At 65.9% G+C, this 14,119-nt stretch carries 15 protein-coding genes; 3 read left to right on the forward strand and 12 right to left on the reverse strand.

The features are described 5' to 3' along the window. From RMN95_RS03205 to RMN95_RS03260, 12 genes are all read right to left on the reverse strand, one after another. The coding region (locus RMN95_RS03205; RefSeq protein WP_309615519.1) for a glycosyltransferase family 2 protein at positions 1–338 on the reverse strand (338 nt) is incomplete at its 3' end. Continuing rightward, a complete protein-coding gene (locus tag RMN95_RS03210) occupies positions 335–703 on the reverse strand; it encodes an FdtA/QdtA family cupin domain-containing protein (protein ID WP_309615520.1) in 369 nt (122 codons plus the stop codon). The genes RMN95_RS03205 and RMN95_RS03210, both read right to left, overlap by 4 nt. After that, positions 696–1,793: a DegT/DnrJ/EryC1/StrS family aminotransferase gene (locus RMN95_RS03215; RefSeq protein WP_309615533.1), complete on the reverse strand. Its 1,098-nt coding sequence runs from the start codon at positions 1,791–1,793 to the stop codon at positions 696–698. Before RMN95_RS03215 ends, RMN95_RS03210 begins: the two co-directional genes overlap by 8 nt. Next, the gene (locus RMN95_RS03220) at positions 1,793–2,644 is read right to left on the reverse strand and encodes a 3-keto-5-aminohexanoate cleavage protein (protein ID WP_309615521.1); all 852 of its coding nucleotides are present in this window, start codon (positions 2,642–2,644) and stop codon (positions 1,793–1,795) included. Before RMN95_RS03220 ends, RMN95_RS03215 begins: the two co-directional genes overlap by 1 nt. Then, complete coding sequence (locus RMN95_RS03225; RefSeq protein ID WP_309615522.1) at positions 2,629–3,279, reverse strand: hypothetical protein; 651 nt, start codon at positions 3,277–3,279, stop codon at positions 2,629–2,631. The genes RMN95_RS03220 and RMN95_RS03225 overlap by 16 nt, the downstream gene beginning before the upstream one ends. Before the next feature lie 6 nt (positions 3,280–3,285). Next, a complete protein-coding gene (locus RMN95_RS03230; RefSeq protein WP_309615523.1) occupies positions 3,286–3,639 on the reverse strand; it encodes a hypothetical protein in 354 nt (117 codons plus the stop codon). 193 nt (positions 3,640–3,832) lie between these two features. Next, positions 3,833–4,573 carry an aquaporin Z gene (gene aqpZ / locus RMN95_RS03235; protein ID WP_309615524.1) on the reverse strand — a complete coding sequence of 247 codons (741 nt, stop codon included), beginning with the start codon at positions 4,571–4,573 and terminating at the stop codon, positions 3,833–3,835. Between the two features lie 98 nt (positions 4,574–4,671). Continuing rightward, on the reverse strand, positions 4,672–5,979 hold the full coding sequence (locus RMN95_RS03240) for a DUF58 domain-containing protein (RefSeq protein WP_309615525.1): 1,308 nt from the start codon (positions 5,977–5,979) through the stop codon (positions 4,672–4,674). Between the two features lie 28 nt (positions 5,980–6,007). Then, on the reverse strand, positions 6,008–7,018 hold the full coding sequence (locus RMN95_RS03245) for a MoxR family ATPase (RefSeq protein ID WP_309615526.1): 1,011 nt from the start codon (positions 7,016–7,018) through the stop codon (positions 6,008–6,010). 30 nt (positions 7,019–7,048) lie between these two features. Further along, positions 7,049–8,233, reverse strand: coding sequence for a DUF4350 domain-containing protein (locus RMN95_RS03250; protein ID WP_309615527.1), 1,185 nt, complete (start codon positions 8,231–8,233; stop codon positions 7,049–7,051). Next, positions 8,230–8,904 (reverse strand): DUF4129 domain-containing protein, encoded by a 675-nt coding sequence (locus RMN95_RS03255; protein WP_309615528.1) that lies wholly within the window; start codon positions 8,902–8,904, stop codon positions 8,230–8,232. Before RMN95_RS03255 ends, RMN95_RS03250 begins: the two co-directional genes overlap by 4 nt. Beyond that, on the reverse strand, positions 8,901–10,076 hold the full coding sequence (locus tag RMN95_RS03260; RefSeq protein WP_309615529.1) for a glycerophosphoryl diester phosphodiesterase membrane domain-containing protein: 1,176 nt from the start codon (positions 10,074–10,076) through the stop codon (positions 8,901–8,903). The genes RMN95_RS03255 and RMN95_RS03260 overlap by 4 nt, the downstream gene beginning before the upstream one ends. Before the next feature lie 113 nt (positions 10,077–10,189). Here RMN95_RS03260 and mtrA point away from each other — a divergent pair, with 113 nt between their 5' ends. The 3 genes from mtrA to RMN95_RS03275 are packed head-to-tail and all read left to right on the forward strand — an operon-like array spanning position 10,190 to position 14,118. Next, positions 10,190–10,870: an MtrAB system response regulator MtrA gene (gene mtrA / locus RMN95_RS03265; RefSeq protein ID WP_309615530.1), complete on the forward strand. Its 681-nt coding sequence runs from the start codon at positions 10,190–10,192 to the stop codon at positions 10,868–10,870. A 4-nt stretch (positions 10,871–10,874) separates the two neighbouring features. Further along, complete coding sequence (gene mtrB, locus RMN95_RS03270) at positions 10,875–12,485, forward strand: MtrAB system histidine kinase MtrB (protein ID WP_309615531.1); 1,611 nt, start codon at positions 10,875–10,877, stop codon at positions 12,483–12,485. Continuing rightward, positions 12,478–14,118, forward strand: coding sequence for an LpqB family beta-propeller domain-containing protein (locus RMN95_RS03275; RefSeq protein ID WP_309615532.1), 1,641 nt, complete (start codon positions 12,478–12,480; stop codon positions 14,116–14,118). Before mtrB ends, RMN95_RS03275 begins: the two co-directional genes overlap by 8 nt. The last annotated feature ends 1 nt before the right edge of the window (position 14,119 follow it).

The following is a 14,119-nucleotide window of genomic DNA, read 5'->3' on the forward strand; positions in this document are numbered from 1 at the left end:
TTTTTCGTTTCGAGTAGGCCCAATAGCTGTTCCACGTGGGTCGGCATGAAGATGTCGTCGTCGCAGAGGTAGAAGATGGCGTCACTGCGAGCCGCCATGATGGCGTCGTGACGATAATGCTCGCCGTGATGGGCACCCTTGGGGTGATCAAAGAATCGCACCCGGGGGTCGGCGGCGCACAGCTCGAGCGCCTTCGCGCGTAGGGCTCCCGTTGCACCATCCCCAATAATAAGAACTTCCACGTCACGGATTGTCTGGTTCAGCGCACTCGCCACTGCTATCTCCAGAGTCAACGGTCGACTGTGGGTTGGGACCAGCACCGACGCAACCGGTTTCACGAGCCTTCGACAGCCGTGTGAAAGGGTTCGGACGCCAGAACCATCACCCGTGAGTGAGAGTCGGCGAGTGTGTACTGAATATAAAGGCCCATCGGAACGAGGATCGCAGACCCGGGTTGCTGCAGATCAAAGGTCTCATTGAGAGATGTGTCATCGGCCCCCAGGTGCACAGTCACTCGACCACTGACGAGAAGTAGCAATTGATCGCACGGCACGAAGTGATTACCGCGTGCGATCGCGCGGTCGCTGTACCCCACAGTGAACACGCGGCGCACCGCGAACGGCACGTCCGCGAACTCCGTTGCGAGAAGTGCACCACGCTCATCCTCGAACACGGGAAACGACATCCGCCTCGCCTCAGGCATGCGCCCACTCCTCTAACGACGCGGTCACGCGCTCAATCTCCTCTTCGCTCATCTCAGGGAAGGAGGGAACAGTGAGAATCGAATCCCGCAGAGTGGCCGCTACCGGCGAACGCACGCCGCGTGGTATCCGGAGTCCCGGCATCTCTGACACCAGAAAGGGGTAGTGGATGGCGGTGCTGATCCCGCATCGGGCAAGGTGGGCCTTGAGGGCATCCCGAGTCGAACTTACGACGACAGCATGGTGAGACACGGTCGTCATGGTGTCGCCATGAAGTCGAGTCGGCCCGCCGGCCAAGACCGCCTCATAGCGCGCGGCAATACGTCGCCTTCGGGTATTGCGGTCATCGAGGAAGGGCAGGCGAGCACTGAGCACCGCGGCGTGGATGGGGTCGAGCCGGGAGTTGCGGCCGCTAACAAAATCAACCCTGAACCGTTCACCCCAGCCATATTCTCGAATAGCTCTGGCTCGTGTGGCGAGCTGGACATCATGAAAGGCCACCGCGCCAGCATCCCCGATCGCTCCCAAATTCTTTGTCGGGTAGAAGCTGAATGTCGCCGCGTCGCCAGACCGTCCCACGTGGCTACCCGAGAGCCGCGCACCATGCGCCTGCGCGCAGTCTTCGATCAACCGCAGGCCTTGCTTCGAGCGCCACGCGTCCAGCTCACGAATGTCTATCGCTTCGCCGTGAAGGTGGGTGACCACGATCGCGCTGACATCCGCGCGTATCGCGGCAGCAGCCGTAGCTGCTGTGGGGGCCATGGTCAGCTCGTCCACATCCATCACCACCGGTTCCAAGCCGCACAGTCGCAACGCCGTCGATGCGTAGCCACCCTCGTTAGCCGCGACGAGCACTCCGGCACCGGGCGGGAGATCCAGAGCTGACAGTGCAATTGCGAGGGCATCGGTGCCGTTACCGACGCCGACAACATGATTGATGTCGAGGAAGGCCGCGAAGTCGTCCTCAAACCTCTCCACAGACGGACCGAGAATCCATGGTCCATCCATCACGACCCGACTTATCGCCCCCGAAACGGCACGCCGTTCCTCCTCGGCTAATCGGGTGGGGGCAGCCACCGGAACATCGACCATCACAGACCCAGCGCCGAACGATAAAGGGCGGGCGTCATCGCGACTCGACCGACAATCGCCAGCATCTCGTGGATGCGTTCGACGAGCGCGGGATTGGTAGCAAGACGCGTTCTGGCGCGATCGAAGTAGATGCCGTCCTCGAGGCCGACACGCACGCCGCCGCCGCTGGCAATAGCGATCGACTGCGCGGTCACCTGAAAATCACCGATCCCGGCCCCTCCCCACACGGCTGATTCGGGCATCCGGTCAATGGCAACCCCGATCTCGGCAGGTGTGGCCTGCATACCGGCGATATTGCCGAAGAAAAGATTCGCGGCAACCGGGCCGACAAGGAGGCCCTCCTTTTGCAGGACTTTTGCGAAGTTGAGCATGCCGAGATCGAAGATTTCAAGTTCCGGGATGATGCCTCGCTCGCGCATGATCCTCGCGAGTGATCTGATGCTCTCGGGGGAATTGACGGATGCGCCGGACATGAAATTAAGCGAAGAAAGGGTGAGGGAAGCGATGTCCGGCTTGAGGTCACCGTCGAGCGCGAGCACATCGGCCCTCTTCTCAAGCTCGTTCCAATTGCGACCGCTTGTGCTGACGTTGATGACGACATGGGGAGCAGCTTCCCTGACCCGTCCGATGATTTCCGCGTAGATGTTCCGCTCCCACGCTGGGTTTCCTTCGGTATCGCGGGCGTGGAGGTGTACCGATGAGATGCCGATGGCGGCGGCTGCGGCGACATCCCGGGCTATCTCAAGCGGCGTCAGGGGAACATGTGGTGTCATCGCCCTGGTCGGAATCATTCCGGTAGGAGCGAAGATCACCGGGGCAGGGCCGCTCAGCATCTCTAGCAGTGCGGGCATGTCCTTGGGCCCTCCAAGCGGGGAAGTATTTGGATGATTCGCGCGGGACTTCCGACGACGACAGCGTATTCGGGCACGTCTTTCGTGACCACTGCACCCGCACCCACAATCGCACCCCGCCCCACGACGATTCTCGGGAGAATTATCGCACCGGCTCCGACCGTGGCAGTTGCTTCGACCGAGATGCCGCCGGTGAGCACGGCTCCGGGGGCGATGGAGGATGCGAATCCGATCTGATTATCATGTCCGATTGAGGACGACCGATTGATGTTCGCATGGCATCCAATCACCGTATTCGAGGCGACTACCGATCCGGCATTGATGTAGGCCCCGTGCCGGACCGTACTGGTCGAGGCGACGCTGCAACTCGGGTCGACTAATGCCACCGGGTTGCCGAATCCCTCAGTGAACGCGGCCATCGCCGCGTTGGCGCGCCCCGCCGCCGATGAGAGTCCTATGACAAACGGGATGCTCCTGTCAGTCTGCGAATTCAGCCCCGACAAATTCGGCAGCAGGGGGTCGGCGTCACCGAAGTTATCCACGCAATGCACCTCAATTCCCCGCCGCCGCGCTGACTCGACAATGTCCCACGCGTAGGGGGAAGCGACACCCACGACCGAGATCGATGATTCCATAACGCCCTAGCCGCGATCCCGCAGCCGCACCGGCCGTTTGAGGCCGTCTTCCCGGAGCTCGGCCGTGCCATCCCGCGACTCCACGTTACGGGTCTCGGCCCCGATGACCGTAGCGGGACGGGTGGTCGCGGGGAGGTCGGCGTAAAAGGCGAATTCGTCTACTGCCTTCGTGAACGCGGCGCAGGTAGAGCCGGTCACGCCGATCCCGATCACCATGCGCCCGAGCCTACACACACTGAGCGCCAGCAGGACGTAGTCGGAGTTGCCGGCACCGATCACGACCGGGGTGATGTTCGGCAGGCAAAAGAGTTCATCGATGACATCGACGGCGGGGCGGATTGCGGCGGCGGCGTCCGGCACAACTCGTCGAGAACGCCACTTTTGCTGGGTTAACTCGTGATGAGGCAGCAAAAGTGGCGTTCTCGATGGATTTGCGGCGCGGCGACGAGCGCGCGGCGACCAGCGCGCGGCGGCGAGGGCGCGGCGACGAGGGCGCGGCGACGATACACAGTGGATGCCGCAGGCACGAGCCCGCGGCATCCCGAGTTAGAGGCTAGGCGCGCTTTTTCGCGTCGAACAGGAGGTTGTACGTGAACCCGGCGATGAGGGCACCGAGGATCGGCGCCAGGATGAACACCCACAGCTGGCCGAGCGCCTCCGGCCCTCCGAAGATCGCGGTGGCGATAGAGCGGGCCGGGTTGACCGAGGCGTTGCTGATCGGGATCAGCACCAGGTGCACGAGCGTCAGCGTGAGCCCGATGGCCAACGGCGCGAAGCCGCTGGGTGCCCGGCGGTCGGTGACACCCAGGATGACGTAGAGGAAGATCGCGGTCAGCACGACCTCCGCGAGGAGAACCGAGCCCAGGTTGAACCCCGAGGGCGAATGGGCATCGAAGCCGTTCGACACGCCCGCGAACGTGCCCACGGTCTCGCTGGTCGACCCTGATTTGATGGCGAGGATGATCGTGGTCGCCAGGATCCCACCCACGACCTGTGCCGCGATGTAGGCAAGCACGTCGGCCCAGGCGAAGCGGCCGGCGGCGGCGGCCCCGATGGTGACCGCGGGGTTGAAATGACCGCCCGAGATGTGGCCGACCGCGTAGGCCCCACCGACCACCGAGAGGCCGACGGCCAGGGAGACCCCGACGAAGCCGGTGTTGAACGAGGCAAACATCGCGGTGCCAATCACCGCGAATACGAGGAAGAAGGTTCCGAACACTTCCGCCGCAAGTCGACGGCCCAGCGCGGGTGTTGCGATCTCGATGTCGGCGTTGATTACTTCGTTAGCGGCCACGTGAGCGCCTTTCTCTGAGTGTGCGGACGGCGATTGCGCAGCCCGATCCTGAGACTACGCCGAGAGTCTCGGGGGTGGTGGGAGGCTCGTCGTCGAAGCTAGAGCAGCCCGGCCGCTTTCAGCGCGATGTATTTGTCCGCCAGGGCCGGCGGCAGGTCCTGCGGTGCCCCGGTGACCACTTCCGCGCCGAGCTGCCGGATGGCGGCGGCCACGCGCGACTGGTCGAGCATGGCCCGCTCGGCGGCGGCGGCACGGTAGACGTCCTCGCGGTTACCGCGCTGGAGCGTGGCATCCAGCACGGTGGGGTCGGTGACGGATGCCACGACCACCATGTTCTTGCGGGTCAGCTGGGGCAACACCGACAGCAGTCCGTGCGCGGCCCCCGGTGCGTTGATGGTGGTCGCCAGCACCACAAGCGCATGGTGTGACGTGATCGAGCGCACGAGGGCGGGAACGGCTGTCCAGTCCATCTCGATCAGCTCGGGTTCGACCGGCGCCATGCTCGACACCATCCGCGAGAGTAGCTCGGCCCCGGTTGCGCCCTGCACTCGGGCCCGCACCCTGCGGTCGAAGATGACCATGTCGACGCGGTCGCCGGCGCTGGAGGCGAGGGCGCCGAGCAGCAGCGCGGATTCGAAGGCGGTGTCGATGCGGGGTTCGTTGTCGATGCGAGCGGCCGAGGTGCGCCCGCTGTCGATGATGATCACGACGCGCCGGTCGCGTTCGGGGCGCCAGGTGCGCACGACCAGGCCGGGGCCGGATGAGGCCGCCCGGCGGGCCGTGGCGCGCCAGTCGATCGAGCGCACATCATCCCCGCGCACGTAGTCGCGCAGGCTGTCGAATTCGGTGCCCTGTCCGCGCACCATGACACTGGTGGCACCGTCGAGTTCTCGCAGCCGCGCGAGCCGGGAGGGGAGATGCTTGCGGGAGTTGAACGGCGGCAGCACCGTGATCGCCCCGGGGATCGAGATGGTCGCCTGCCGCGCGGCCAGCCCCAGCGGCCCAAACGAGCGGATGGTGACGTGGGCGGCCCTGCGCTCGCCTCGCCGGAACGGGGTCAGCATCGTGGTGATCGCTCGCCGTTCGCCGGAGGGGACATCCACTGCGGCACGTCGTGGCAGGGCTCCCGCCGAGGGTGACCAGCCATCGCGGACGACACCGCGCACGCGTCGCCGGCCCGCATTGGTGACGTACAGGGTCGACGCCACGGTCTCGCCCAGCCTGACCCGACCCGGCAGGTCACGCGAGAGTCTGGCCGCCCGGGGCGACCCGGCCACGATGAGGTCGAGCGCGACCAGCACGGCCACCAGCAACAACCAGAGCGCGAGCACGATCGGCAGGCCTGTCGCAATGATCGGCAGCACGCCGAGCGCCACCAGGGCAACGAACCTCCCGGAGAGGGCCACTAGCGCAGCGCAATCAACAGCGGGGTGATCACATCGGCACCTGCACCTGCTGCAGGATCGACCGCAGGATCGCATCGGGTGAGACGCCTTCGAGCTCGGCTTCCGGTCGCAACTGGATGCGGTGCCGCAACACCGGCAACACCATCGCCTGCACGTGGTCGGGCGTGATGGCGTCGAATCCATTGAGCCACGCCCATGCCTTGGCGGCCGCGAGCAGCGCCGTCGAGCCGCGCGGGCTCACGCCGAGTTTCACGGAGGGGCTCTGCCGTGTCGCCCGCGCAAGGTCGACGGTGTAGCCGATGACATCGGCGCTTGCCCCCACCCTGGCGACGGCGGCCTGGGCCAGGGCGAGCTGGCCGGCGTCGAGCACGGCAGTGACTCCGGCGGCGTCGAGATCGCGCGGGTTGAACCCCGCGGCGTGGCGTCTCAGCACCTCGATCTCGGTGTCGCGCTCGGGCAGTTCCAGCACCAGTTTGAGCATGAACCGGTCGAGCTGAGCCTCGGGCAGCGTGTAGGTGCCTTCGTATTCGATCGGGTTCATGGTGGCGGCGACCATGAACGGCACCGGCAGGATGCGGGTCTCACCATCGGCGGAAACCTGGCGCTCTTCCATTGCCTCCAGCAGCGCCGACTGGGTCTTCGGTGGGGTGCGATTGATCTCGTCCGCGAGCAGGATGTTGGTGAACACCGGCCCGGCGCGAAACTCGAACTCGCCGGCCTTCGCGTCGTACACGAGCGACCCGGTCACGTCTCCTGGCATCAGGTCGGGGGTGAACTGCACCCGCTTCGTCTCCAGCGTCAGAGCGTGGCTGAGGGTGCGCACCAGGAGCGTCTTGGCCACACCCGGCACACCCTCGAGCAGCACATGGCCACCGGCCAGGAGGGCAATCGTGAGGCCCGTGACGGCGGCATCCTGCCCCACCACGGCCTTACCCACCTCGGTGCGCAGCTTCGCGAACGATTGCCTCAGGTCCTGATCAGTTGGTTGCTGGTCAGTGCCTTGCTGGTCACTCAGCTGGTCGGTCAGCGCGTCAGTCATGTGTCGATTCTCCAGTAGTGGGTGGGGTGGTCAGGGGCGCACGGCAATGGCGACGTCTCGCTCGAGCACGAGCAGGGCATCAGACAGCGACACGAGGTCGGCGTCGGTCGCGGGGATGGTGTCGACGAGAAGATTCCGGATGTCGCCAACCTGCGCTCGCGTGACGGCCGCTACCGCGGAGATCACCTCGTCGACGCTCGCCGCGCGCGGCTGCCCACACAGGACCGCGAGCCGCTGGATCGTGCCGACCCGCAGGGAGTCGAGCGCTCGCAGCCGGGCCGACGACTTCTCGTACAGCCGAGCGCGCCCGAGCATCGTCTCGCTGGAGCGCACGGTCACGGGCAGGTTCTCGATCACGAGCGGTCCGAAGCGTCGGCCACGCCAGACCGCGGCGGCGATGAACGTGAGCACGAGCAGCACCAGCACAGGGGTGACCCAGGGCGGGGTGAGTTCGCCGAGGGTCTCTGGCCCTCCATCCGGAAGATCGGCAAAGGTCGGGATATACCAGACCAGGGTGTTCTTCGAGCCCAGCAGGTTCAGCGCGAGTGCGGCGTTGCCGTTGTCGATGATGTGCTCATTGGTGAGGGCATCGGTGACGCCGAGGAGGGTCACCGTGCCGGAACCGCGCTCGAGTTGCACCAGCGAGAAGACGTCGTCGCCGCTGCCGAGGCAGCTGGTGACCCCGCTATCGTCGCCGACGACGCGATAGCCGTAGCCCGACCCCGAGACGGTGTCGGCCTTCTGCACCGCGGACAGCTCGCAGTCCGCGGTGAGCTTCTCGTCGACGAAACCGGCCTGCGCCACCTGGGGCGCGACCTGCTGCAGCTGCGAGAAGTTCGCATCCACGACAACCACGGTGTCTGCCAGGCCCACGGTGTCAGAGAGCTGGCTGTCGTCGAGAAATCCCTCGGCATCGTAGAGCAGCAGGGTGGTCTCGCACGGCTCGGTGATGGCGTCTCGAGCATCACGGAGAGTGGATGCCGCGACCACATCGACCCCCTGCTGGCGCAGCACCTCGGCCAGGGCCATCGAGCCGCCCGGAGCGGCACTGGTGGGGTCCAGTGGTGGACCCTGCGCGGCGGAGCCCGCGGTCGCGAGCGCGATAATCGCGATCGTGACCGCGAACAGGGCGACCGCTACCCAGAAGAGGGCACGCCTGGCGGCACGACCAATCGTCGGCGTCAAGATGCGCTGCTCCTGCTCCGTGCTCGTCACCGTGTCACCGTGTCAAGCACAGTGTTATCGAGCTCGGGGCGCGCCGCGCGCAGGTCTCGCTCCAGCGCGGCGACCTGCCGGAACTGCTGCTGCGTGCCCTCGCGACCGAGGTACCGCACCTCGTCGAAGGCGGTGGCAGACACCCGCAGCTGTTCGGCGAGGCCGGGGAACGGGGCGCTGGCCCTGACCGCAAAATCCCGTGCCGTAGTTCCTGGGCTCGTGGTGATGATCGTGCGTTCGGCGAGGCCTCGGGCTATCGCGCGGAACAGCTCGGCGACCGCGGTGGAGTAGTCGCCCCGCGCGGCGGCGGCCTCGCCATCCTGTCGAATCTGTGAGGCGGACCGGTCATCGTCCTCACCGAAGAGAGCTCCGGCCACGGCACTGCGCCTGTTGAGGCGCGGCACGCCGAAGATCAGGAACGCGACGATGATTCCGACCACCACCAGCGTGATGATCACGCCGATTCCGAGCGCGGGAGGCCCCTCGGCGTCGCCGAGTCGCAGCGATGACAGCCAGTCCTGGATGGCCTTGGCGACGATGTCGAACAGGGTTGGTTTCGCGGCCTGGTAGGGCGGCTTGGCGAGTTCGTTGACCAGCAGCCGCACGGCCTCAGGGGCATCGGGATCGACCGGAACATCGACCGGAAGCAGCGTCAACAGCACGAGTCTCACGACCAGGGCGATGCCTGCGCGGGTGCCTGCGGTTCTGGCGTGCCGGTCGCGCGGGGCTGGTACGGATCCATGACGCTCGTGTCCCCGGCCTGGCGTGCCTCGACGAACCGGCTGAGTTCGAGGTCGAGGCCCTCCTTGCGCATCCTGATGTCAATGTAGATCAGTGCCGTCGTCGCGGCCTGGATCACGGCGGCGATCGCGCCGAAGACGATGGTCACGATCACGGTGAGGATGTACAGCACCACTACGCCGACCGCGAGCCCTGTCTCATCCCCATTGGGGTTGATCAGGGAGCTGCCCAGCAGGAGGACGCCTTGCAGCGGCGCAGCGATGATGCTCGCAACCGTCTGCACGATGACAGACACCAGCAGCTGGATGCCCAGTGTCTTCCAGAAATACCCGGTAGTCAGCGACCACGACCTGGTGATCGCGGCCCGCAGTGGCAGCCGTTCGAGCATGAGCGCGCTCGGAACGAGGCAGAGCCGGGTTCCCAGCCAGAACCAGACGACCGCGGACCCGCCGGCGGCGAGCACGCCGAGGATGACGCCGATGACGATGCCGGCGGTTCCGCCGAAGGCGATGATGAGCCCAATGACGACGGAGAGGATGGCCAGGGCGGTGACCGCGGCGCCGGTGAGCAGCAGCGCCCAACCGATGATCGCCCCGATCCTGCCCTTGGCGGCATTCCATAGCCCCCGGAGTTTCAGCTTCTCGCCGACCGTGCCCCTGGCCACTTCCAGCACTACGACGGCCTGCAGGATGGCGGTCACCACGATCGACAGCATCACGGGGACCAGGGCCGACAGGATGATCGTGGCCGTGGCACCGGCGGCGATAGCCGCGGCATCCTCTCCCGTGGCGCTGGTGACCCGGGAGAACGCAAAGAACGACACCAGCCCGACCACGACGAGGGTCACCAGGAAGATCAGCCCGGTCAGCGCGAGTGAGAAGCCGAACATGGGGCGTGGATTGCGTCGCAGCACCTGGAACGCCGCGCCGAGCAGGGTTCCCAGCGTCAACGGTCGAAGGGGGATGAGCCCGGGTTTCGGCGGCGGCGTCCAGCCCGGGGCGCCAGCCGGTGGTGGTGCGGCATGGTCTGACGTCGCGTACGGCGATGGGGGAAGAACGGAAGAGGGCCCCGCCGGGGACTGCCAGGGGGTTTCGTTACTCACAGCAGCATCCTTTGCCTCATCCGACAGTCCTCAACATGCTTTCACACTCGACTACTCTTATGCGAAAGCTCCCGCGCCCGTGAAGGCGGGCTCGATGCAGTTGCGAGGTACAGGTGAACGCGCGAATTCTCGTGGTCGATGATGACACGGCGCTGGCAGAGATGATCGGTATCGTGCTGCGCTCGGAAGGCTTCGAGCCTTTCTTCTGCGAGGATGGCGCCGCGGCGCTCGGCGTGTTCCGCTCCGCAAAGCCCGACCTGGTGCTTCTCGACCTCATGCTGCCCGGGATGAACGGCATTGAGGTCTGCGCGCAGATCCGCGAGGAATCCGGTGTGCCGATCATCATGCTGACGGCCAAGAGCGACACCGCGGACGTCGTGAAGGGTCTCGAGAGCGGCGCGGATGACTACGTTGTCAAGCCGTTCAACCCGAAAGAGCTCGTCGCGAGGGTGCGCACACGACTGCGGCCGAGCCCCGAGATCGCGGGCGGCTCCCTGCAGATCGGTGACCTGACGCTGGATGTCGCGGGGCATGAGGTCAGGCGGGGTGAGCAGAAGATCAACCTGACGCCGCTGGAGTTCGAACTGCTGCTCGCTCTCGCGTTGAAGCCCCAGCAGGTTTTCACCCGCGAGATGCTCCTCGAGCAGGTCTGGGGTTACCACTACAAGGCCGACACCCGGCTCGTGAATGTGCACGTGCAGCGGCTGCGCGCCAAGGTCGAAGAAGATCCCGACAGCCCGCGGATCGTCATGACCGTGCGTGGCGTCGGCTATCGCGCGGGTAGCACTACGTAGGGCCATGCGCGACTTCGACTGGCGCGCCGGGGTGGAGCGAGCCCTGAGGCTGTGGCGCTCGTCGCTGCAGGTGCGCACCATCGCCATCACTCTCGTGCTGTCGGGTGTCGCCGTCGCCATCATCGGCGGCTACGTCTCACTCAGCGTCGGTTCCAACCTGTTCGACAGCCGCCGCGCCCAGCTCGAGACCACGAGCGCGAGCGCCACCCTCACGGGGCAGCGATTCTTCGACGAGGCGATAGACCAACCCGGGTCGGAAGACCTCGATGTGACCATCGTCGATGCCGCGACCGCGATCCTGGGCGCGGCGAGGAGCACGGGCGGCGCTCCGCAGTACGCCATCAAGCGCACCCCTGGGCAGGATGCTCCCGGCGGTTCGGCCGGAATCCAGTCACCCGATCTTGACCAAACCCTCATCTCGACGGACCTGCGAACCGCAGTGCAGAAATCCACCGAGGCCCGCACGCAGTACCAGTCGGTGGCTCTCGTGCAGAGTGATTCTTCGGTCGATCCCGGTCTCGTATTCGGCTCCACCCTGAGCGTGCGCGGCACGCAGTACGAGCTCTACCTCGTGTACAACATCAGTGACGCGCAGTTGACGCTGGGCTTCGTGCAGCAGGCCCTGGCGCTCGGTGGTCTCGCGCTGATCCTGCTCATCGGCGCCGTTACCTACGTGGTGGTGCGCCTCGTCGTGGGGCCCGTGAAGCTGGCGGCCGAGACCAGCCAGAAGCTCGCCGCCGGGCAGCTGGAGGTGCGCATCCCGGTGAAGGGCGATGACGTCATTGCCACCCTTGCGCGATCGTTCAACGGGATGGCGGCGTCGCTGCAAAGCCAGATCACGAGGCTCGCCGCCCTGTCGCAGGTGCAGCAGAGATTTGTTTCGGATGTCTCGCACGAACTCCGCACTCCACTGACGACCATCCGCCTCGCGGGCGATGTGCTCTACGACCAGCGTGAAACATTCTCGCCGTCGGTGGCACGCACCGCCGAACTGCTGCACACGCAGGTCGAGAGATTCGAATCGTTGCTCGCCGACCTGCTGGAAATGAGCCGTTACGACGCCGGCGCGGTCGACATGGAGACAGAGCCGACCAGCCTGGTGCGCCTCGTTGACGACGCCATCGAGAGCGTGACCTCACTCGCTGAGTCAAAGGGATCGCCGCTCAGGCTGGTAGCGCCGGGGGGCTACTTTGAGGCCGAGGTCGATAGCCGTCGCATCCGGCGTATTCTCCAGAATCTGCTGGGCAACGCCATCGACCACGGGGAGGGTAAACCAATTGTCGTTTGGGTGGACAGCGATAAGAAGGCCGTGGCCATTGCGGTGCGCGACTACGGTGTCGGAATGACCCCGGCCGCCATGGAACGTGTCTTCGACCGCTTCTGGCGTGCCGACCCGTCACGCCAGAGGGTCACGGGGGGCACCGGGCTGGGGCTGGCGATCTCGCTCGAAGATGCCGCGCTGCACGGCGGCTGGCTCGAGGTATGGTCGGCGCCGGGAGAGGGTTCGTGCTTCAGGCTGACCCTGCCTCGAGAGCGCGGAGCGGTGTTGGCCGGATCTCCGCTGGAGCTTCCGCCGGAAGACAACATCCCCCAGTCGGAGGCGATCGATGCGTAGACAGTCCTCAGTCATCGCGGTCGCCGTCGCGGTTGTGCTGACCCTTGCCGGTTGTGTGGGAATCCCCTCGAGCGGTGGAGTCAAGGAGGGGCCGCTGATCGACAATCCGGATAGTCCCGAGGTCGAGTTCGTGGTGTCGGGCCCGCAGAAGGATGCCTCGCAGGAGGAGATCCTCGCGGGCTTCATGCAGGCGGTGCGCGCACCGCAGAGCAACTTCACGATCGCTCGACAGTTCTTCACGACGGAAATGGCGAGCACCTGGGCGCCGGATGAGGGCACGACCATCCGCTCGGGGGCGGCCACCACGGCGGTCGGCAGCGGACCAGACACCCTGTCATACACGGTGACGACCGCGGCCCTGGTTGACGCCAGGGGCCGCTACACCGAGCCCCCAGCGGCGGCGCAGACCCTGAGCTTTGGGTTCACGCAGCAGGACGGGCAGTGGCGCATCAGCGCCGCGCCGCCCGGGATAGTGCTCTCCATCAGCAGCTTCAACCTCGTGTTCACCGAGCAGTCACTGTATTTTTTCGATCCCAGCTATCGGTACCTGATTCCCGACGTCCGGTGGTTTCCCAAACGGTCGAATCTCATCTCCACCACCGTGTCTGAGTTGCTCGCCGGCCCGACGGAGTGGTTGATTCAGGCCGCCGTGACGGCCTTCCCGCAGGCAACAACGCGCGACTCCGTGAGCGTGGAACCGGGCCTGGCGACCGTCGCCCTCAGCAATGAAGCGCTCGCATCGAGCCCGGTGGCCCGAGACCAGATGCGACAGCAACTCGTGGCAACCCTCGGCATCGCGAACGTCGTCATCACGGTCGGCGGAACAGAATTGCCCACTCCCAACGCTTCCGGCGATGCCGCGATCACGCCGACGGTGGACAGCGCGGCGCTCATCGGCACTGGCGACGAGTTCGGCTTCGACGGTGGGTCCGGGATCGCCGGGGTGCCGGGGGTGTCGACTCTTGTCGTCGGCGCCAACGCGACCGGAGCGAGCCTGGCGCAGAGCAAACTGTCGGCCGCGATCCTGTCGGCCGAGGGGGTGTCGCTGGCAACGTCGGGCGTTGGCGGTCTGGTTGGCCTCGATGATCGGCCCGGACTAGTCCGCCCATCTATTGACCCATTCGGGTTCATCTGGACAGCCCAGGGCGCCAACGCGGCGTCACTGCTGACTGTCGATGCCGGCCGGGTTCGGCATGAGCTTCAGTCTGGCCTGCCCTCTGACACCCAGATCGTGTCTCTGGCGGTGTCACGCGACGGAGCCAGGCTGCTGCTGTACCTCGCAACGCCCACCGGCCCTGGCCTCTTTGTGGCGGGCATCATTCGCCAGGACACCATTCCCGTGCGGCTCGGCGGGCTCTTCCCACTCACCACACCCAACGGTGAGCCGATGGATGCCACGTGGGTGGACGACAGATCGGTGGCCACGGTCTCCACCACCGGTACCATCACGCTGGTCGAGATCGGCGGACCGACGCAGCTGCTCGGCCAGCTCGAAAATGCCACCTCGATCGCGGGCGGAACCGGCGGACCAGACGGGCTGCGGGTGCTCAGCGACGGCGAGCTGTGGCGATCACAGGGCAGCGGCTGGGTGCCAACCGGCATCAGAGCGTCGTTCCTGGCGACGAAGCAGTAGG

This window comes from Salinibacterium sp., from assembly GCF_031364185.1.
In the GTDB taxonomy this organism is placed as follows: Bacteria; Actinomycetota; Actinomycetes; order Actinomycetales; family Microbacteriaceae; genus Rhodoglobus.

Excerpts from the sequence above, each read along its gene's own strand:
- RMN95_RS03225 (WP_309615522.1), bottom strand. The coding sequence starts at position 3,279 with ATGGAATCATCGATCTCGGTCGTGGGTGTCGCTTCCCCCTACGCGTGG.
- RMN95_RS03210 (WP_309615520.1), bottom strand. The coding sequence starts at position 703 with ATGCCTGAGGCGAGGCGGATGTCGTTTCCCGTGTTCGAGGATGAGCGT.
- RMN95_RS03245 (WP_309615526.1), bottom strand. The coding sequence starts at position 7,018 with ATGACTGACGCGCTGACCGACCAGCTGAGTGACCAGCAAGGCACTGAC.
- RMN95_RS03275 (WP_309615532.1), top strand. The coding sequence starts at position 12,478 with ATGCGTAGACAGTCCTCAGTCATCGCGGTCGCCGTCGCGGTTGTGCTG.
- RMN95_RS03220 (WP_309615521.1), bottom strand. The coding sequence starts at position 2,644 with ATGCCCGCACTGCTAGAGATGCTGAGCGGCCCTGCCCCGGTGATCTTC.
- RMN95_RS03215 (WP_309615533.1), bottom strand. The coding sequence starts at position 1,793 with ATGGTCGATGTTCCGGTGGCTGCCCCCACCCGATTAGCCGAGGAGGAA.
- mtrB (WP_309615531.1), top strand. The coding sequence starts at position 10,875 with ATGCGCGACTTCGACTGGCGCGCCGGGGTGGAGCGAGCCCTGAGGCTG.